Annotated in this window: 19 protein-coding genes and 1 riboswitch; of the genes, 14 read left to right on the forward strand and 5 right to left on the reverse strand. The window is 53.1% G+C overall.

The window, feature by feature from the left end:
* Positions 1-55: 55 nt before the first annotated feature.
* On the forward strand, positions 56-616 hold the full coding sequence (locus HII27_RS25005) for a recombinase family protein (protein ID WP_185670029.1): 561 nt from the start codon (positions 56-58) through the stop codon (positions 614-616).
* A 591-nt stretch (positions 617-1,207) separates the two neighbouring features.
* Here the strand turns inward: HII27_RS25005 and HII27_RS25010 are convergent.
* Complete coding sequence (locus HII27_RS25010; RefSeq protein ID WP_185670002.1) at positions 1,208-1,984, reverse strand: SDR family NAD(P)-dependent oxidoreductase; 777 nt, start codon at positions 1,982-1,984, stop codon at positions 1,208-1,210.
* Between the two features lie 622 nt (positions 1,985-2,606).
* Here HII27_RS25010 and HII27_RS25015 point away from each other — a divergent pair.
* The 3 genes from HII27_RS25015 (at position 2,607) to HII27_RS25025 (ending at position 4,093) form a co-directional block, all read left to right on the forward strand.
* Positions 2,607-3,320: an oligogalacturonate-specific porin KdgM family protein gene (locus HII27_RS25015; protein WP_185670003.1), complete on the forward strand. Its 714-nt coding sequence runs from the start codon at positions 2,607-2,609 to the stop codon at positions 3,318-3,320.
* Between the two features lie 255 nt (positions 3,321-3,575).
* Positions 3,576-3,809 carry a 4Fe-4S mono-cluster protein YjdI gene (gene yjdI, locus HII27_RS25020; protein WP_185670004.1) on the forward strand — a complete coding sequence of 78 codons (234 nt, stop codon included), beginning with the start codon at positions 3,576-3,578 and terminating at the stop codon, positions 3,807-3,809.
* A gap of 11 nt (positions 3,810-3,820) precedes the next feature.
* Positions 3,821-4,093, forward strand: coding sequence for a GNAT family N-acetyltransferase (locus HII27_RS25025; RefSeq protein WP_185670005.1), 273 nt, complete (start codon positions 3,821-3,823; stop codon positions 4,091-4,093).
* Positions 4,094-4,126: 33 nt separating this feature from the next.
* Here HII27_RS25025 and HII27_RS25030 read toward each other — a convergent pair whose 3' ends face one another.
* Positions 4,127-4,738: a LysE family translocator gene (locus HII27_RS25030; protein WP_185670006.1), complete on the reverse strand. Its 612-nt coding sequence runs from the start codon at positions 4,736-4,738 to the stop codon at positions 4,127-4,129.
* A gap of 138 nt (positions 4,739-4,876) precedes the next feature.
* Between HII27_RS25030 and HII27_RS25035 the strand changes: the two genes are divergently transcribed.
* The 7 genes from HII27_RS25035 (at position 4,877) to mqo (ending at position 12,797) form a co-directional block, all read left to right on the forward strand.
* Positions 4,877-5,341: an Lrp/AsnC family transcriptional regulator gene (locus HII27_RS25035; protein WP_185670007.1), complete on the forward strand. Its 465-nt coding sequence runs from the start codon at positions 4,877-4,879 to the stop codon at positions 5,339-5,341.
* Between the two features lie 45 nt (positions 5,342-5,386).
* A riboswitch (Fluoride riboswitch) is annotated at positions 5,387-5,448 on the forward strand.
* Positions 5,449-5,518: 70 nt separating this feature from the next.
* A complete protein-coding gene (locus HII27_RS25040; protein ID WP_185670008.1) occupies positions 5,519-6,835 on the forward strand; it encodes a voltage-gated chloride channel family protein in 1,317 nt (438 codons plus the stop codon).
* Between the two features lie 134 nt (positions 6,836-6,969).
* Complete coding sequence (locus tag HII27_RS25045) at positions 6,970-8,316, forward strand: LLM class flavin-dependent oxidoreductase (RefSeq protein WP_185670009.1); 1,347 nt, start codon at positions 6,970-6,972, stop codon at positions 8,314-8,316.
* A 9-nt stretch (positions 8,317-8,325) separates the two neighbouring features.
* On the forward strand, positions 8,326-9,156 hold the full coding sequence (locus HII27_RS25050) for an ABC transporter permease (protein ID WP_185670010.1): 831 nt from the start codon (positions 8,326-8,328) through the stop codon (positions 9,154-9,156).
* A gap of 51 nt (positions 9,157-9,207) precedes the next feature.
* Positions 9,208-10,179, forward strand: a complete 972-nt coding sequence (locus tag HII27_RS25055; RefSeq protein WP_185670011.1) for an ABC transporter substrate-binding protein — start codon at positions 9,208-9,210, stop codon at positions 10,177-10,179.
* Positions 10,176-10,949, forward strand: a complete 774-nt coding sequence (locus tag HII27_RS25060; RefSeq protein ID WP_223883298.1) for an ABC transporter ATP-binding protein — start codon at positions 10,176-10,178, stop codon at positions 10,947-10,949. The genes HII27_RS25055 and HII27_RS25060 overlap by 4 nt, the downstream gene beginning before the upstream one ends.
* Before the next feature lie 192 nt (positions 10,950-11,141).
* On the forward strand, positions 11,142-12,797 hold the full coding sequence (gene mqo / locus HII27_RS25065) for a malate dehydrogenase (quinone) (protein WP_185670012.1): 1,656 nt from the start codon (positions 11,142-11,144) through the stop codon (positions 12,795-12,797).
* Positions 12,798-12,893: 96 nt separating this feature from the next.
* Here the strand turns inward: mqo and HII27_RS25070 are convergent, their stop codons facing one another.
* Both HII27_RS25070 and HII27_RS25075 read right to left on the reverse strand, forming a co-directional pair.
* Positions 12,894-14,123 carry an amino acid permease gene (locus HII27_RS25070; protein WP_035897649.1) on the reverse strand — a complete coding sequence of 410 codons (1,230 nt, stop codon included), beginning with the start codon at positions 14,121-14,123 and terminating at the stop codon, positions 12,894-12,896.
* 111 nt (positions 14,124-14,234) lie between these two features.
* Positions 14,235-14,696, reverse strand: a complete 462-nt coding sequence (locus HII27_RS25075; RefSeq protein WP_185670013.1) for a multidrug/biocide efflux PACE transporter — start codon at positions 14,694-14,696, stop codon at positions 14,235-14,237.
* 94 nt (positions 14,697-14,790) lie between these two features.
* Between HII27_RS25075 and HII27_RS25080 the strand changes: the two genes are divergently transcribed.
* The 3 genes from HII27_RS25080 to HII27_RS25090 all read left to right on the forward strand — a co-directional run bounded on the left by HII27_RS25080 (position 14,791) and on the right by HII27_RS25090 (position 18,139).
* Entirely contained in the window at positions 14,791-15,660 is an 870-nt protein-coding gene (locus HII27_RS25080; protein ID WP_035897651.1) for a LysR family transcriptional regulator, read from the forward strand.
* Positions 15,661-15,771: 111 nt separating this feature from the next.
* The gene (locus HII27_RS25085) at positions 15,772-16,956 is read left to right on the forward strand and encodes an acetyl-CoA C-acetyltransferase (protein ID WP_185670014.1); all 1,185 of its coding nucleotides are present in this window, start codon (positions 15,772-15,774) and stop codon (positions 16,954-16,956) included.
* Between the two features lie 478 nt (positions 16,957-17,434).
* Positions 17,435-18,139, forward strand: coding sequence for an oligogalacturonate-specific porin KdgM family protein (locus tag HII27_RS25090; protein WP_185670015.1), 705 nt, complete (start codon positions 17,435-17,437; stop codon positions 18,137-18,139).
* A gap of 241 nt (positions 18,140-18,380) precedes the next feature.
* On the opposite strand, the gene HII27_RS25095 is transcribed toward HII27_RS25090, so the two are convergent.
* A complete protein-coding gene (locus HII27_RS25095; protein WP_185670016.1) occupies positions 18,381-19,556 on the reverse strand; it encodes an oligogalacturonate lyase family protein in 1,176 nt (391 codons plus the stop codon).
* Positions 19,557-19,964 lie beyond the last annotated feature (408 nt).

A 19,964-nucleotide genomic window follows, 5' to 3' on the forward strand; every position in this document is an offset into this window, starting at 1 on the left:
GCTGAAAATGCCGGCCTTTGAATGGGTTCATGTGCAGCTCCATCAGCAAAAGGGGATGATAAGTTTATCACCACCGACTATTTGCAACAGTGCCGAAGCGCGTCAGGTGGAAGCGCTTAAGGGCCTTTGCGATGACTTGATGATTGACAAGGTATCTGGCAAGAATGCTGACCGTCCAGAACTACAGGAGCTACTCAAGGTGGTTCGTCGTGGTGATGTGGTGGTGGTCAAGAGTGTGGACCGTTTAGCCCGTAACACAAAGGACCTTCTGACCATCCTTGAGACCCTTGTTGACGCTGGCGTTACGGTTCGCTTCATTGATAACCAGATGATCTTTGATGATACGCCCACCAGCCGCTTTATGATTACCATGTTGGGGGCTGTAGGTGAGCTTGAGCGTTCATTCATCCGGCAGCGTCAGAGTGAGGGCGTGGCGATAGCTAAGGCTCAAGGCAAGTTTAAGGGCCGTCAGAAGGATGACCAGTTAAGGACTGAGGTGGTGAAGCTGTTGGGCCGTGGAGACTTGAGCTCTGACCAGATTGCTAAACTTGCTGGATGTGGGAGAGCTACAGTGTTCAGAATTAAGAAGGAGTTAAGTAATGAGGTTGCTAAGTAAATCTCACTGTCTCCCTTGGTCAATCTGTTAAGTCGTCTATCAGTTGTTAACTCAACGTCAGAACTTATTGACCATAAGGGCCTATTAGCTGTAACTTCCCATGTAACCCGAGGGATTCTTCGGTGCTTTAGAATCAAATGGTTAACGATTGGAACTACTGTCAGTTCGATTCCCTTCGCCCGCTCCAGATTTTTCTACGCCTTGTTATTCCTGTCTAAGATTTATTCATCATAGTGGCATACACGGATGGCTTACGTTGAAGTCATAGCCCAGTATTGGCTCGCCGTTTCTGATGGGCTCACATATTTCCCCAATGATAAAACCATCATTTTTCATGTACACTTTTTAACGCCTACCATCTTTTCGGGCATAATTACGCATTACCACTAATTTTTTGAATCATCAATTGCGTGTTTTATTTTGTTTACGCATGTTTTTGCATGGCGGGCTGTTTGTCACAACTTGCTATTAAAAACAACAACGCATCTGGGCGGCATACCGATGCATCGCCTGATGCAAAAAGCGCTCGATGTCAGTGAGCGCTTTAGTCATTTTTTGCTGCTATCCGGAATGGATATCCAGCCCTGAAAATCAGGCGTTACGACCCGCCATCACGCCACCGTCAACGTCCCAGATAGCGCCGGTGACCCAGCCTGCTTTATCAGACAGCAGGAAGGAGACGGCTTCAGCGACATCGGCAGGCGTACCGACGCGTCCAATCGGGTGGAAGCTGTCAAAACTGTTCATAACGGAACCGACCTCTTCTTTCGGAATGAAGCCTTCGTAGATCGGGGTGTGTACCACTGCCGGAGAGACGGCGTTTACGCGGATCCCTTTACTACCCAACTCAATAGCCAGATTTTTAGTCAACGCGTGCAGGCCCGCTTTCGCCATGGAGTAGGCAGAAGACGGCGTTGCGCCAATGGCCTGCTGCGCCCACATCGAACCGATATTAACGATAGCGCCTTGAATACCGGCATTCACCATGTTGCGCACCACGTCACGGGTGATAAAGAAGGTTGAGCGGTTGATGCTCATATACATGTCGTAGTCCGCCATTTCGTGCTCGGTGAACGCTTTCGGGAAGAAGACTCCTGCGGCGTTGACCAGCAGACTAATGTCCTGATGTTCTGCGTTAATGGTGTTAATGACGTGCTGCATTCCTTCTTCTTTCATCAGGTCGGCAATGATGATGGAGACCTGACCATCGGCCATCAGTGCCTGGCGAGCCTGCTCTGCTTTATCTTGGCGATTACCCACCAGAACCACGCTGCCGCCGTTTTTCAGTACCAGTTTTGCGGTTTCAAAACCCATACCGCTGGTACCGCCAACCACTAATAATTTTTTACCGGAGAATAATGCGCTCATTGCTGACCTCGATGGGTTGTTCATTTCACGGCGACATGCCGTTTGCTGTGGAGCCATGATGGCAGCGAGCGCCGAGCGTGACGAATCAGAAGAAATCGCGTGTCGATAAAGAAAAACTATCTCGTGATGCAGCACTGGTGTTTTTAAGCAGGGAAGGAGGAGGTGGGTATTACGGTGGAGCGTTAAATCACCATGGTTAAGGTCTGCCTGGTCGAGCGTCTAATAGCCTACCAAAAATGGCTGATTCTTATTCTGAAATAGGCAGATAAATAGGAAGAAATGTAACTAGTTATAGCGTTAACGCTTAACATTCATATTGTTGGATAGTGTCATTATTAATCTGAAATAAATAACGTGAGTGACTAATTGCATTATCTCATTGATTTATAATGGTAAATTATAATTATAAAGATATGTAAATTTAATGTAAGGTAATCTTTGATGTGATCTGTGACACTATTTCTGGAAAGTCAACGGCTAATTACTTGAGGCTCATCACGTCCTGGTAATCAATACATTCATGAAATAAATCTTTACGATCTCGATCACTAAAACAAATCACCTAAAAAAATAAAATGCAATTCCATAAAAATGAAACATAATTTCAATTGAGGGTTATTGCATGTTTAAGAAATCTCTGGTCATGATGGCTTTGTGCGGCGCCTCTTTCGCAGCATCTGCAGTCACTGTCGATCTTCGTCATGAATTTATTGATGGTGGCAGCAAAGATAAGACCAACGCAGACCGTGTTTCCGTATCTCACCGCTTTGCTAATGGGCTAGGTTTCTCTGTTGAAGCAAAATGGAAATCAGGCGGCGATCATACTGATAGGGCTTATAATGACTTTGTGGGCAACGGCCACGAAGAAACGATCAGCTACCAGTGGAAAGCTAATAAGAATTTCTCTGTGACGCCTGGCTTTAATATTGAAAGTAACGACAGTCGTACTATTTACAAGCCAAACCTGCGCGTGCAGTACAGCTTCGATAATGGCTTCTACGTAGCAGCTCGCTACCGCTATGACTACACCCGTTACCCTTCAACCTCTACGTCTCCGGATGACAAAGTCAACCGTGGTGATGCGTGGGCGGGTTATGTGTTCGGCGATTGGCGTGCAGAGCTGAACTATGTATATGCCCGCAGTACGGTTGCGGATGAGCAGAATAAGAGCCTGTATCGTAACAATAACAAACCGTATTCTCAGGAATATAACCTCAAAGTCGCGTACAAAATCGATAGTAACTGGGCACCGTACGGCGAAATTGGTAACGTCGGTGTGAAAACGACTGACGAACGCCAGACCCGTTTCCGTGTCGGCGTAGCATACTCGTTCTAATATATTTCGCGCTGGTAAAACCCCGGCATTATTGTCGGGGTTACGCCTTTTCATTAAAGCGCATTAGATAATGCTCACTCTTTATTATTTTGGCATTCGCACCAGCTATTTTTAATTATTTTCATCGTATCGACACCTTTCCCCTCCCACGTATAAAAACTTTCTCGCTGTGGTTTTTTGCCGTAAGTGATGAATCTCCCCCCCAGACAGGTCTATGCTTAGTCTCGAACCCATATAAAAAATAGAGGCAATGTCATGGATAAGGAACTACTGGACGCAGGTTATCGTGTCTATACCGGGGAGAAGATTGATGTCTACTTCAACACGACGATGTGCCAGCACTCGGGGAACTGCGTTCGTGGGAGCAGCAAGTTGTTCAATTTGAAGCGCAAACCGTGGATCATCCCGGACGAGGTTGACGCGCAAACGGTGGTGCGCGTTATCGACACTTGCCCGAGCGCGGCGCTGAAATACCGTCATCACGATTAAGAGAGGGAAACATGGACATTCTGGAAGGCCATAATAAGTTCTACGTTAACGACAGCGACGGTAATCAGGTGGCGGAAATTGTCTTTGTTCCCACCGGCGAGCATCTGAGCATCATTGAACACACTGATGTAGACGCGAGTCTGAAGGGGCAGGGCGTTGGCAAACAGTTAGTGGCTAAGGTGGTAGAGAAGATGCGTCAGGAACAGCGCAAAATCATCCCGCTGTGCCCATTTGCTAAACATGAATTTGATAATACCCGCGAGTATGACGATATTCGCGCCTGAAACGCCGCGCCAGCGTGAGCTGGCGCATCTTCACTAGCGAAGCTGTTCGAACAGCAGCGCCACGGCGATAAGCACCATCAACCCACCTGAAAAACGGCTGACAACCCGCGCCGCCTGCGGGCGACTTGCCAGTAGCGCGCGTGAACCGTATCCCACCAGTAAATAGATAATCGTGCAGGTGATGAGATGCATTACCCCGAGCGCCGACATCTGCATTGCCACCGACCACTGGCCGTGCGGGTCAGTAAACTGCGGCAGCAGCGCCAGAAATAGCAGAAAGACTTTCGGGTTGAGGCCGCTGATGCACATGCCTTTCAGCGCCCACTGGTTCCAGCCGCCGCTTTGCTGCGTGGCGCTGGACACCGTTGCTGGATGCCGTAACAGCGACACGCCGAGCCACAGTAGATAACAGGCCCCCAGCAGCGTAATCGCCGACAGCGCCAGCGGATGCCCCGCTATCAGCACGCCAACGCCCGCCACCACGATGATCGTCGCTAGCAAATGACCGGACATCAGTCCCGCCAACGCAGGCACAATGGTCCGCCCGTGGATCCCGGCGCTGATGGTGTAGGCCCAATCAGCCCCCGGCGTCATGATAAGCAAAAAGGAGACCAGCCAGAACCCTGCCACCAAACTCATTTCCATACCCGAATTGCCTCGCGTTTGCTCATCACGTTAACTCCGAAAACCCTCACTGAATGTCAGGAAAGAATATCGATATTGCCGCGCAATGAGCTTTCAATGTTATGCTGAAAACCCGGCCTGAAAGAGAGAATCTTCTAAATGGACAGTATCGATCGAAAAATTCTTGCGCAGCTACAGGCCGATGGCCGTTTATCTATCACTGAGCTTGCCGAACGGGTAAATCTGAGTCTGTCGCCGTGCCATCGACGTCTGCGGGCGCTGGAGCAGGAAGGGGTGATTACCGGCTACCGCGCTAACCTCGACCCAGGGAAAATGGGCTTTAACTTTGTCGCGCTGGTCTTTGCGACCCTGAAAGAGGGCGACAGGAAGGCGGTTAGCGCGTTTGAAGAGGCGGTGGAAGAGATCCCGCAGATCGTGATGGCCCAGCGGCTGTTCGGCGACCCGGACTATCTGATGCAGGTGGTGACGCGCGATCTCTCCTCATTCCAGAAGCTCTACGATCAAAAGCTGTCGGCGATGCCGGGTGTGCAGCATCTGCGCTCAACGCTGGTGATGAAAACGGTGGTGCAGGACCGGCCTTTCCCGCTGGAGACGCTGAAATAACCCCGGCCACAAAGTATTTGGCTGAAACGATTCGTGTGCTAATATTCATTCATAGGGGATGGCATTCCCCCTTGAACCGCCGTGTGGCTGATGATGCCTGTTTATATTCCTGGACCGGGAATGAACAGGCACACCTCTACTGCGTCCAGGATGATTAATTCATCTAAGGATGCGTCAATGCACTCTGAACACTTCGCTCGTAAAAACTCGCTTTTCTTTCTGATACAGTGGCTTCTGCTGGCTGTGGTTATTGCCGCGCTCGTCGGCTCGGCATCTGCTTTATTTCTCTTCTCGCTCGACTGGGCAACCGCCACGCGCCTTCAGCATCACTGGCTTATCCTGCTGCTACCGTTCGCCGGGTTTGCCGTGGGCTGGATCTATCTGCGCCTCGGCCGTTCGGTAGAGGCGGGGAACAACCTGATACTGGAAGAGGTACATAGCCCGGCGAACACCATTCCACTGCGGATGGCGCCGCTGGTGTTTATCGGCACGGTGGTGTCCCATCTGTTCGGCGCGTCGGTCGGCCGTGAAGGCACGGCGGTACAAATGGGGGCCTCAATTGCCGACCGGTTCACGCCGCTGCTAGGGCTGGATAACGATGCGCGCCGCATGGTGCTGATGGCGGGCGTCAGCGCGGGTTTTTCTTCCGTATTTGGTACGCCGCTTGCTGGGGCCATTTTCGGCCTTGAGGTGATGGCGATAGGGCGCATGCACTACACCGCAATTTTCCCCTGTCTGGTCGCGGCGGTGGTGGCGGATCAGGTCGGCCTGATGTGGGGCGTGCACCATACGCATTACGCGATGTCATCTATTCCGACGATGTCGGTCTGGGTACTGGGCGCCGTTATTGTGGCGGGCTGCTGCTTCGGCCTGGCTTCCCGGGTGTTTGCCGATGCCACTCACCTGATTGGCGGCATGATGAAAAAACGGATTGCCTATGCGCCGCTGCGCCCGTTTATCGGTGGGGCAATGGTCGCTGCGGCGGTCTATCTGCTGCATGCTGACCGCTACATCGGTCTTGGTATTCCGGTGATTGTGGATGCTTTCCAGCACCCGCTCGCGCCGTGGGATTTTCTTGGCAAATTGGTCTTTACCGTCACCTCGCTCGGCAGCGGGTTTAAAGGCGGGGAGGTGACGCCGCTATTTTACGTCGGCGCTACGCTTGGCAATGCGCTGGCCCCGCTGCTGCATCTGCCGTTTGCTTTCCTTGCAGGGTTGGGATTTGTGGCGGTGTTTGCCGGCGCGGCGAATACACCAATTGCCTCGACGCTGATGGCGATTGAACTGTTCGGCGCGGATATCGGCGTGTATGCCGCGATGGCCTGCGTGGTGGCCTATCTGGTCTCGGGCTATACCGGTATTTATCGTTCCCAGCGGGTAGCCTGCCTGAAGCACAGCGTTGTGCCGGAAGGAATAAAGTTGGCGGACCTTCCTGCCTGGCAGCGTGAAAGTCACCGTCCTGAAACCGTCGTTGAGGAAACGAAAGCATCATGACGTCGCTAGCGCCGCTAACTGGTTTATTGCAAAAATGTAAATAACTAACTCAATATTTGTTATTTCAGAATGGCTGCGCATTCTGGCTATCTTGGTTTCAGCCCACTTTCGGCATCGAATCAGGAGAAACCAGAATGAGCAGACAGATCAAATTAGGGGCTTTCCTTCCCGGCGGCGGCCAGCATATCGCGGCGTGGCGTCACCCGGACGCTCCCGCTGATGGCGCGACCAGCTTTGAATTCCATAAGCAGCTTGCCCAGACCGCCGAACGCGGCCTGTTTGATGCCTACTTTCTGGCTGACGGCCTGGCGATCCCCGCTTCCGGCGTGACCGACGGTGGTACCGCGAAAGTGGCGGGCTTCGAGCCGGTTACCCTGTTTTCGGCGCTGGCGCCATTGACGCAAAATATCGGCTTTATCGCCACCGCCTCTACCACCTACGAAGAACCCTACAACCTGGCGCGCAAGTTTGCTTCGCTGGATCTGATCTCCGGCGGGCGCGCGGGCTGGAACGTGGTGACCACCGCCACCGAAGCGGCGGCGCACAACTTTAATCTGGATACCCAGCATCCCCATGAGTACCGCTACCAGCGGGCGAAAGAGCACGTCGAAGTGGTGAAAAAACTGTGGGACAGCTTTGAAGACGACGCGTTTTTGCGTGACAAAAGCTCAGGCCAGTTCTTTGACCGCAGTAAGGTGCACAACACCGATCACGTCGGCAAATTCTTTAAGGTCCGTGGGCCGCTGAACGTGCCGCGCTCGGCGCAAGGCCAGCCGGTGATTGTGCAGGCGGGGCAATCTGAAAGCGGCCGTGCGCTGGCTGCCGCGACGGCCGAAGTGATCTTTACCTCGCATCAGCATCTCGACACCGCGCAGGACTTCTATCGCGATATCAAATCACGCGCTCGCGCCGTCGGCCGTAACCCGAACCATGTGCTGATTATGCCAGGTGTCGCGCCGTTCATTGGGCGAACGGAGGAAGAGGCGAAGGAGAAGTATCACAAGCTGACTTCGCTGATTGTCGAAGCCGACGGCATCGCCCTGCTGAATGGCCTGGCCGGTGGCGGTATCGATCTCGGGAAATTCGACCCAGACGGCCCGCTGCCACCGCTGCCGGTAACTGAAGGGATGAAATCGCGCCCCGAGCTGATTCGCCAGATTGCCGATGAAAACAACTTCACCATTCGCCAGCTGTACCAGTGGGTGGCGACCGCGCGTGGTCATTTCACCGTGGTGGGCAGCGCCGAACAGGTGGCAGATACGCTGCAGGCGTGGTTTGAAAACGAAGCCGCCGATGGCTTCAACGTGCTGCCGCCGTGGCTACCGGGCGGCCTGGACGACTTTATTGAACTGGTGGTGCCGATTTTACAAAAACGCGGGCTGTTCCGTACTCAGTATGAGGGCAAAACGCTACGTGAAAATCTGGGGCTGCCGTTTGCCAGCAACCGCTACAGCGCCGTGCGTAACAGCAAAGTGGCTTAAGGAGGCGCAATGTTCTATTCCACGACCCGAATTCGCCTGAAGGCGCGCGTACAGGCTAAGCCTGCCTACCTGGTGTGGTATCAGCGCAGCCTGACGCTGATTGCGCGCTATGGCCTGCTGGTGCTGTTCTTTGCCGGCTGGCAGATTGCTAGCACCGCCGGTTGGCTGAACGCGGCGATTATCCCGCCGCTGGATAAAATCTTTGTTGCTTTGTGGAACGGCATCACTCAAGGCGCGCTGCTGGGTGATATTACTATCAGCCTTCAGCGTGCGGGGTTGGCTTTCGCTGCCGCCATCGTGGTGGGGATCCCGCTGGGGCTGTTTATGGGCCAGATTCGCCCGCTGGAGCAGGCGCTGGATCCTATCTTACAGCTGTTCCGCCAGACCTCGGCGCTGGCGCTGTATCCGATCTTTATCCTGCTGCTGGGCTTAGGGGAAACCTCCAAAGTGTTCGTGATCTTCTGGGCGGCGCTGTTCCCGATTCTGCTGTCGACCATCAGCGGCGTGAAAGAGGTGGATACCAAGTTGCTGGAGATGGCGCGCACCTTTGGCGCCGGACGCCTGACGCTGTTCTACCGGGTGATCGTTCCCGCCTCCGTTCCCTCTATTTTTATCGGTCTGCGCCTGTCGGCCACCACCGCGCTGCTGCTGCTGATTGCTGCCGAAATGATCGGGGCGAATCAGGGGATCGGTTTCAGGGTGATGAATGCGCAATATAACTTCCAAATACCCATGATGTTTGCCGCGATATTTTTGCTGGCGTTTGCCGGGTTATTAGCGAACGCGATTCTGGTGGTACTGCAACGTCGCCTATGTCGATGGAATATCCGTAGCCGTTAATTTTGTACGTTATTTTGCGTTTTTACTTATCGCCATAAAGGAATTTTTATAATGAAAAAACAGTTCTATTCAGCGTGGGTTGCGGTGCTTTTCTTATTGGGTGTTAGTGCGTCTGTTCGTGCTCAGGATGAAGTGACGATGCGCTATATGGCGAGCTATGGCGGTATTTCCGCTCACGAACTGGCGGAAGCGCTGGGATATTTTAAAGGCACCGGCGTGTCGATTAAAAATGCCGGCTACGCCAGCGGCGGCCCGGAGTCTTTATTTGCACTGGCTTCCGGCAGCATTGATGTTGGTTCAGCGGCGACGCCAGCGGTGATTAATGCCATCGCTAACGGTAACGACTTTGTGGCGGCTTACCCGACCAACGGCATCAACGAAACCACCAAATCTATCTTCTATGTGAAGGAGGACAGCCCGATTAAGTCCATCAAAGATTTAGTCGGAAAAAGCGTGGCGGTAAACACCCTGGGTGCGCATCTGGACTATACCCTGCGTGAAGCGCTGCACCAGGCGAATCTGCCGGAAAACGCCGCCAAACCGGTCGCGGTTCCGGGCCCGCAGCTTGAACAGACACTGCGTTCGGGTCAGGTCGACGTGGCCGCCTTTGGCTACTGGCAGACCACCTTCGAAGGCGTGGCGCGTAGCCACGGCGGCCTGCGCCCAATCTTCAACGATGCGGACGTGCTGGGGCCGATTGCCGGTGGCTTTACGGTGCTGCGTTCCGACTTCGTCAAACAGCACCCGGATGCGGCGCGTATCTTCGTGGTTGAATCGGCTCGTGCGTTGGATTATGCCCGCGACAACCCGGCGCAGGTGCGTGACATTATGGCGAAGATCCTGAAAGAACGCGGCGAGAACCCTGATGTGGCGCAGTACTTCACCGGTTACGGTGTACGTAAAGGCGGTCTGTCGGAACCTCATGATGTGCAGTTCTGGCTGGATATTCTTGAGCGCGACGGCGTGCTGAAAAAAGGCCAGCTTAAAGCGTCAAATATTTTGCTGAAAACGGAAGGTGTATGATGACATCAACCACGCAGATTGCCCGCGGCGATATCTCGATTCGCCGCTTACGTAAGACTTTTTCCCTTGAGGGGAAGCCGTTTGATGTCTTCCGCGACCTTAACTTACAGATTGAAAGTGGGCAGAGTATCGCCATCGTCGGGCCCAGCGGCTGCGGGAAAACCACGCTGCTGCGAATACTTGCGGGGCTGGAAACGCCGGATGCGGGCGACGTGGTGATTGACGGCCAGGCGGTACACGGCATGAGCCGCGAGCGGGCAGTGATTTTCCAGGAGCCGCGTCTGCTGCCGTGGCTGACGGTGCTGGAAAACGTCAGCTTTAGCCTCGACGTGCAGGGCGTGCCGCGCAAGCAGGCTAGGGCGCGGGCGAAAGAGGCGATTGAGCTGGTGGGGCTCAGCCACTGCGAGCAGGCGCTGCCCAACCAGCTTTCCGGCGGCATGGCCCAGCGTGTCGGTATTGCCAGAGCGCTAACCATCCAGCCGGAGATCCTGCTACTGGATGAGCCGCTCGGGGCGCTGGATGCGATGACTAAAATCACTATGCAGGAGGAGCTGGCGCGCATTCGTGATGCGGAAAAGATGACGATGGTGCTGGTGACGCACGATCTGGAAGAGGCGATTTACCTTGCCGATCGGGTGATTATTTTGCCAAAAATGAAAGGCGACCCGATTCGCACCATTGAGGTGACATTACCGCGACCGCGTGAACGTAGCAGCACGGATTTTGTTCTGTTACGCCAGCAGCTTATGGCGGAATTCGGGCTGCATTAATTGCTGAATTAAAATTAAATTATTTGAGTTTTATTTCCACGCAAATAATGCGGATGCTTTTTTTAATTAAAAAAAGCAAAGAAAGTAATTTGTTAATAACTCTAAGTGGAAAGTAAGTGGTATTTTAAAATAATGTAAAAGTGCGCTACTATTAGCGCACACATTACATTTAGCTATGCGAATATCATCATTATGCCTGCTATTAATAAAAAACTATTTACTCTGGCGACCATCGCGCTGCTGGTCAATTCAGCGGCTTACGCAGATACCAATACCACTGAAAAAACCGACGTCCTGCTGATTGGCGGCGGGATCATGAGCGCCTCACTGGGCACCTGGTTACAGGAATTACAGCCTGACTGGAAACAGGTGATGGTGGAGAAGCTCGATAAAGTCGCGATGGAATCTTCTAACGGCTGGAATAACGCCGGTACCGGCCACTCCGCTAATATGGAGCTGAACTACACGCCGGAGCGCCCGGACGGCACCATCGACGTGACTAAGGCGCTGGAAATTAACGAACAGTTTATGATTTCCCGCCAGTTCTGGTCCTCGCAGGTGAAGCGCGGCATTCTGAATAATCCCCATGCCTTTATTAACTCCACACCGCACATGAGCTTCGTCTGGGGCGATAAAAACGTGGAGTACCTCGGCAAACGCTACGACGCGCTGCAAAAAACCACCCTGTTCCAGGGCATGAAATTCTCCACCGATCATCAGCAAATTGCCCAGTGGGCGCCGCTGGTGATGGCCGGTCGTGACCCGCAGCAAAAAGTCGCTGCCACCTGGACGCCGGTCGGCACCGACGTTAACTACGGCGAAATTACCCGTCAGCTGATCGGCAGCCTGCAGAAGAACAACCACTTCACGCTGCAAACCTCCTCTGAAGTAACTGAATTCAAACGCAACGGCGATAACTCCTGGCACGTCACCATTGAAGATGTGAACAGCGGTAAACAGCACGCGATTGACGCGAAGTATGTCTTTATCGGTGCGGGCGGCGGGGCGCTGAAGCTGCTGCAGAAAACCGGCATTCCGGAAGCAGACAACTACGCGGGCTTCCCGGTCGGCGGCTCTTTCCTGATGACCGAAAACCCGGACGTCACTCGTCAGCATATGGAAAAAGTTTACGGTCAGGCCTCCGTGGGTGCGCCGCCGATGTCGGTGCCGCATATCGATGCGCGCTTTATCGATGGCAAGCGCGTGGTGCTGTTTGGGCCGTTCGCAACCTTCTCCACCAAGTTCCTTAAGCAGGGGTCATTCTTCGACCTGCTGAGCACTACCACAACCAGCAACGTGATGCCGATGACGCATGTGGGCCTGGATAACTTCGACCTGGTGAAATACCTGGTGAGCCAGGTGATGCTGAGCGATGACGACCGCTTTGCCGCGCTGAAAGAGTACTACCCCGAGGCGCGTAAAGAGGACTGGAAGCTGATTCAGGCAGGCCAGCGCGTGCAGATCATCAAGAAAGATGCGGACAAAGGCGGTGTGCTGAAGCTGGGGACCGAAGTGGTGGTTGACCAACAGCGCACTATCTCTGCGCTGCTGGGCGCATCGCCGGGTGCCTCTACCGCTGCGCCAATCACGCTGAACGTGATTAAAAAGCTGTTCCCTGAGCAGTTCAACTCACCGGAATGGCAGAGCAAAATTCGCGGTATCGTCCCGAGCTTTGGCCAGAACCTGAACGGCAACGTTGCGCTGACCCAGCAGGTTTGGGATGACACCGCCGCCACGCTGGAGCTGACCAAGCCGCCGGTGATTCAGATGCCAGCCGCCCCGGTTGCTCAGGCAAAACCGGCAGAGCAACCTGCGAGCGCGTCACCGCAGCACGACATGGCGCTGTAATAGCATTGTGATTGCCGGATGATGGCTTCGCCTTATCCGGCCTACAAAAAAGCCTGCCAGGTTACCCTGGCAGGCTTTTTTACATCCGTGATGCGCTTACCCGAAGAACATCACCGACACGCACAGCAGACCGACAATCAGCGTAATCAGGCTACCGATAGAACGGTAAGGCTTGAGCGACGGAATAAGGTAGGTCGACAGCGTTGGCATGATAAACAGAATCATGGCAATCAGCGGGCCGCTGATGGCGTAGATCATCGAAATCGCATTTGGGTTAATGCAGCAGACGATAAAGGTCACCGCTGACACCAGCAGGATAGAGAGCCCGCGGTTAAACGAGCGGCTCTTGCGAACGCCGACCTGGTTCAGCGACGATTTCACCATCTCGCTGGCCCCTTCAATCACCCCGAAATAGGTGCCGAGGAACGATTTCGACATCGCGACCACGGCGACCACAATTCCGGAAATCGACAGCCAGCTCGGAGAGTTCGGCATCATCGACAGCGCGGAAAGGATGGTCACGCCTTCCGCTTTCGCCGTATTGATATAGGACGGCGGAATCGACATCAGGCAGCTGAACACAAAGAACAGCACGCTCAGGCAGATGACCAGATACGCCACCTTCATGATTTTTTTGCATTTACCCATGGCCTGCTCGCCATATTTCTCCCGCCGGTCGATGGCGAAGGTGGAGATAATCGGCGTATGGCTAAAAGCGAAAACCATCACGGGAATGGATAACCACACCTGGTGCAAGGTATGCGTGCTGACTTCCATCTGCGTGGTCAGCAGCGACGGCTGCCAGCTTCCGGTCAGATAGATAGACAGGAACAGGAAGTAGGCAATCAGCGGGAAGACCAGCATGCCCATCACCTTGATGGTGGTCTGACGGCCCGTCAGGAAAATCAGGTTCAGCAACAGTACGACGCCAAGACTGACCAACGCTCGTGTCGTGAGGTCGACCGGCATATGGTGACCAATCTGCTCGGTCAGCGAGTTAGTAATGGCGACGGCGTAAATCAATACCACCACGAAAAAGGCAACGAAGTAGAGCGTGGTAATCAGGTTGCCGATCTTTTTGCCGTAATAGTGGCTGACGGCACCGGTGATGCCAACGCTTGCCGGGGTGTTAGCGGACAGGATGAACTGACATAAGGCGCGATGCGGCCAGTAAGTCAGGGGCCAGGCGACGAGGGCGGTAATAAACAGCACCACGGCACCTGCGGCGCCAAGCTGGATGGGCAGGAAAAGGGTCCCCGCGCCGACGGCTGTGCCATATAAGGCAAAGCTCCATAGCGTCTCTTCTTTAGACCAAATTTTAGACATTATCTGAATATATCAACCATAAAACCAAAAAAATGGCGGATAATTTACCATAATTAGCTTTTCGTGTGGCTGAACATTTTCAGACCGATTGTTATCGGCCTGAAAAGTGGATTAATTTCTCGCGTAAAGGTTCTGTTGACGGCGCTTGATGATGCGCTCGCGCAGGGTGTCGTAAACCCAGTTGTAGAGCATGGTGTAGGGCAGGAAGAACAAGAAGAAGCCAATCTCCAGCGTCAGCGCCTGCAGGAGCGTCACGCCCAGCACCAGCGACACGATGCTCACCCCGATGACGATAAACCCGCACTCAAAGCCGAGCGCGTGCAGCGCACGGACTTTAGCGGTACGGATAACGCGGGTCACCGGCCAGAAGCGGTCGAAACCCGCGTTATAGATGATATTCCAGATCATCGCGGTGGTGGCCAGAATGACCGTCAGCCCGCCCATTTCAAGTACGGATCGCTGCATCAGGTAGGCTGCGGTAGGAGCGAGGATCGCGGTGGCGATCCCCTCGAAGCACACGGCATGGAAGATACGCTCCGGGAGTTTTCTGCGATGTAATGAATCGTTTTGCATCTTGTGACCTTTGATTTATGGAATGCGATAGTGGGCATTTTATGGATAAATATGATAAGTAAAAGATAGAAACCATCGATAAAGTAGATACATCATGCGCTATTCTCCCGAAGCCCTGACCGCGTTTGTCGAAACCGTCTCCTGCGGCTCTTTCTCAGCGGCGGCGCGCCGTTTGCGGAAAAGCCAGTCCACTATCAGCACCGCCATTGCTCATCTTGAGGCGGATCTCGGCGTGACGCTGTTTGACCGTTCCACGCGTCAGCCGCTGCTGACCGCCGAAGGGCAGCGGGTGCTGAGCTACGTACAGGCCATTCTGAGCGCCAGCGAACGGCTGGATGAGTTGGCGGTGTCGCTTAGCGGTGAGACCGAAGCGCGGCTGACCTTTGTGCTTTCCGATACGCTGCATCCCGACGTGCTCGAAGATCTGCTGGCCCAGTTTGACCGCCGTTTTCCGCACACGGAGTTTGAGTGCCTGGTCGGGGAAGATGACGACGTGGTGGATCTGCTGCAAAAAGGGCGTGCGCAGGTTGGCTTAATTGAAGCGCGGGATAGTTATCCTACCGATATTGGCCACACCCGTTTGCCGATGCAGACGCGTATGGCGATTTACGTGTCGCCGACGCATCCCCTGGCTGCCGAGCGAGGGCTGGAGTGGGAGCAGTTGAGCACCTGGCGTGAGTTGCGACTCAATACTTATCTGGAGAACCACACTACCCCTGCGCGTGGGCCCGTGTGGTCTGCGCCAAACTACCTGATGCTGCTGAGCATGGCGGCGCAGGGGCTAGGTTGGTGTGCATTGCCCTGCGCGCTGGTGGACGAATTTGCACGCTCGGCGGAGCTGACTATGCTGGATATTGTGGGCTGGCCAATCTCGGTATCGACCGACCTTCTATGGCATAAAGCCTCGCCGCTGGGGGCGGCGGGAAGCTGGCTGCGTCAGTATTTGCAGCAGGTTTCAGCCTGAATGAAACGGGGTGAATTTCCTTTGTGATAAAACTCACTTTTTTTAAACAATTACGAAAATAGTTGATAACAATCATCTACTATACGCGGATAATTTTGCGCTGAGGTCGAGATGAAAGACGTCGTTATCGTAGGTGCTGTCCGTACGCCCATAGGCTGTTTTCAGGGGGCGCTTGCCCGCCATTCCGCCGTGGAGTTGGGGAGCCTGGTGATTAATGCCCTGGTCGAACGTAGCGGAATTTCCGCCGCGACCATCGATGAGGTGATCATTGGTCAGGTATTAACGGCGGGAACCGGACAGAACCCGGCGCGACAGTCTGCGATTAAAGGCGGCCTGCCGAATACCGTCTCGGCGATTACCATCAATGATGTGTGTGGTTCAGGTCTGAAAGCGCTGCATCTGGCCACGCAGGCGATTCAGTGCGGTGAAGCCGACGTGGTGATTGCCGGTGGGCAGGAGAACATGAGCCGCGCCCCACACGTGCTGACCGATAGCCGCACCGGCGCGCAGCTTGGCAACAGCCAACTGATTGACAGCCTGGTGCACGACGGCCTGTGGGATGCCTTCAACGATTACCATATGGGCGTGACGGCGGAGAACCTGGCGCGCGAGTATGGTATCAGCCGCGAGCAGCAGGATGCGTGGGCGCTTAGCTCACAGCACAAGGCCCGTCGGGCCATCGACTCTGGACGTTTTCGCGATGAAATTGTCCCGGTCGTCAATCTACAGGCTGGCGGTTCACACATTGTCGATACCGATGAACAGCCGCAAACCGATGCCAGCGCCGAAGCGTTAGCGCGTCTGGTTCCCTCTTTTGATCAGTCGGGTTCCGTGACCGCGGGCAACGCGTCGTCCATTAATGACGGCGCGGCGGCGGTGCTGATGATGAGTGAAAGCAAAGCGCTGGAGCTGGGGCTACCGATCCTTGCCAGGATCCGCGCTTTCGCCAGCGTTGGCGTCGACCCTGCGTTAATGGGCATCGCGCCGGTCTATGCGACTCGCCGCTGCCTTGAGCGAGCTGGCTGGCAACTGAGCGATGTCGATCTGATTGAAGCCAACGAAGCGTTTGCCGCGCAGGCGATCTCGGTAGGCAGAATGCTGGAATGGAACGAGCAGAAGGTCAACGTCAACGGCGGGGCGATTGCATTAGGGCATCCTATCGGGGCTTCGGGCTGCCGTATCCTGGTGTCACTGGTTCACGAAATGGTGAAACGCGATGCCCGTAAAGGACTGGCCACGCTGTGCATCGGCGGCGGTCAGGGGGTGGCGCTTGCCGTCGAACGCGATACTCAGTAATAACGCTTTAGTTTCCCCTTAATTCCCCCCCTTCCAGAAAGACCTCAATTGAGGTCTTTTTTGTTTATATGCCTGAGTTTATGAGAATAGAAATGGGCTTCTGTCTAGTTCATTCCCTTATGCATTTATGTTTATTTGTATCAGTTGTAAATGGTGTGTATGAGATGACGCTTAGGCAGATTATTAGTAAAACATAAATTATTACTATTGCTAAGAATAACTATGGTTATTTGTTTTTGTGTAAGTTGCTGTTATTAATGGATTTTAATTTAATTAAAAATACAATTATATAAAAGTTTGTGATCTGAGTTTTATTTTTAAGGGGGATCTTCGATTTTTTGTTGAGCTTTATCACGTCCTTCGTGTGCCGGATTTTCTGAAACAAATAATTACGATCTTGATCACTAAAATGCAAAACCGGAAAAAATAAAATTCAATTTCATAAAAAAGAAACATAATTTTAATTGAGGGATGGCAAATGTTTAAGAAAACTCTGGCCCTGGCCGTATTATCTGGTATGTCTTTCGCTGCATCTGCGGTAACCGTTGACCTGCGTCATGAATATATTGACAGCGGCTCCAACGCAGACCGTGTTGCGGTATCCCATCGTTTTGATAACGGTCTTGGTTTTGGCGTGGAAGCAAAATGGAAAACGGGTGGTGATGCTGATAAACAGGATCGTCCGTTTAACGAAGTGGTGGGTAACGGTCACGAAGAGTCCATTAACTGGCGCTGGAAGGCGACAGATAACTTTGCCCTGAACCCAGGCTTTAACATTGAGAGTAAGGACAGCTTCTCAATCTACAAACCTTATCTGCATGCGCAGTACAGCTTTGATAACGGTTTCTACGTCGCAGCTCGTTACCGTTATGAATACACCCGCGTACCGGCAAGTGGCGGCGTTGACGATAAAGTTAACAAAGTGGATACCTGGGTTGGTTGGGCGATGGGCGACTGGCGTGCAGAGCTGAACTACGTGTATGCACGCAGTACGGTAGCCGACGATCAGCATAAGAGCCTGTATCGTAACAACAACAAACCGTACAGCACCGAATATAACGCTAAGCTGGCGTATAAATGGGATAAGAACTGGTCCCCGTACTTTGAAGTGGGTAACGTGGGCGTGAAATCTACCGATGAGCGTCAGACCCGTTTACGTGTAGGTGTTGCTTACTCCTTCTAAATAAATTCGGACCCTCATCCGTTTTCCCCCCGGAGCATTTAGCCGGGGGTTTTCGTTTTTGTGGCAGTGTGCGGTTTTCCCCTCACCCTAACCCTCTCCCCAAAGGGGCACGGAATATACCCTCTCCCTTTTTAAGGGAGAGGGTTAGGGTGAAGGTTCCTGCTCCAATCGAAAAAACAGCCAAAAAAAAGCCCTCCAGAGGAGGGCAAGGCCAGTTACAGAAACACAAAACTTAGATTTATTACGCTTTTACTAACACACGTTCGGCAGGCAGTTTGGCAATGTACAGCGCCGGCTTACCGTCTTTGTCAGAGCTGAACAGCACTGCGCTGTCGTCTGGGGTAAAGGACGGATGCGGGTGCGTTACCTGACGGCTGTTTTGTACCGTTGCCCATGACGTATCGTGACGAGCAATGCGGAAGTAAGCCTGTTTCGCCACGTCGAACGCATACAGGTAGGGATCGTTATCGATGGTGTAGCCGCTGGTGTCTTTCACATCAACCGGCGTACCGGAACCGTCGCCAACCAGCATCGTGCCGTCGAAGTTGCTCATCAGGTGAGAACAGGCCGGCATCTGCATCAGCGCTTCGTTTACGTTGGTGTCCGGGTTAAAGCGGTAGATGGTGCGACCCTGCTGCCCTTTCAGGTAAGAGACGTACACCAGCGCGGAGCCGTTTGGCACCCAGAATTCGTGCGTGCAGCTTTCGCCTTCCGCGTGTTCTTTGACTTTACGAACGTTACTGCCGTCTTCATTAACTAGCCACATACGCGCGTCGACCAGGTCGTGCGGGCCTTCGTGGCAGAAGGCTACGGTACTATCGTCAAACGGACGATAGATTGGGTGGCCGAGCCAGATTTTTTCTTCGTGGATCGTCGCGCTTTCACCGGTTTTCAGGTCAACGCGCAGCAGGCGGCAGTGTGGGCCTTTATGGAAGAAATCGTGGAACAGTTGCCAGTCGTTCAGCGGCGTCCAGTCGCTCTTAGCGATTTCGATGCCAACCAGCTTGGTGCAGTCGCTGTTTGATACCCAGGTGCCGTAGCCAACCCACTCATCCGGCACGCGGTACACTTCACGCTCGACCAGGGTTTTCAGGTTAACTTCCAGCAGGGTACGGTCGTTCTTCACATAGTAGAGTGATTTATCGTCCGGAGAGAGGAAGCCGCCAAAAGTGTTATCACCCGCGCCTTCGGTCAGCTGTACGGCTTCGGCGTTAGCGACATCCAGTAAATAGTAGTTCCAGTGGCCATCGAACTCGCCGGCAAATAACAGGTGGCTGCCATCATTAAAGAAACACTTCTGATAGAAGTAGTTACGATGACACGTTACTTCCGGTGGCGTTAAGCGGGTGACCTCCGCGCCGGTATCTGGGTCGCGGCTGACCTCATAGTTCAATTTAACCCGCATGCCTTTAGCCATGTTGCTCTCCTTTCACTCACTCTAGCGGTCGCAGGGTGCTATCTCCCGTGCTGGCCGATTCTGATGTTATTTTAAAAATTGGGTATCAATTTATCAAAACAGCGTTTCATTGTTTGTGATGTCAGACTCACTTTATACGAAAAATCATCATTTCTGCTACTTTTTTGTGTAGCCAATCTGCCGCTTGTCAAGCTCGCCTTTGTTTTCACGACATCCTTTCTACTAAAGTGGTAATTTTTCAAAGAAACCTGTAACTAAATGAATAATAGTATTTTTTGTTTTTTTGCAACGCGACAAAAGTGCATATTCGTGATCGCTTTTGCATTTTTGATATTATTACGCAGAAAAAATGAAACGATGTTTTATTTGTAATTGAAAACCCATTTCATCAGGGATAAGATACAAGCA

The organism is Kluyvera sichuanensis, assembly GCF_014218705.1.
GTDB lineage: Bacteria > Pseudomonadota > Gammaproteobacteria > Enterobacterales > Enterobacteriaceae > Kluyvera > Kluyvera sichuanensis.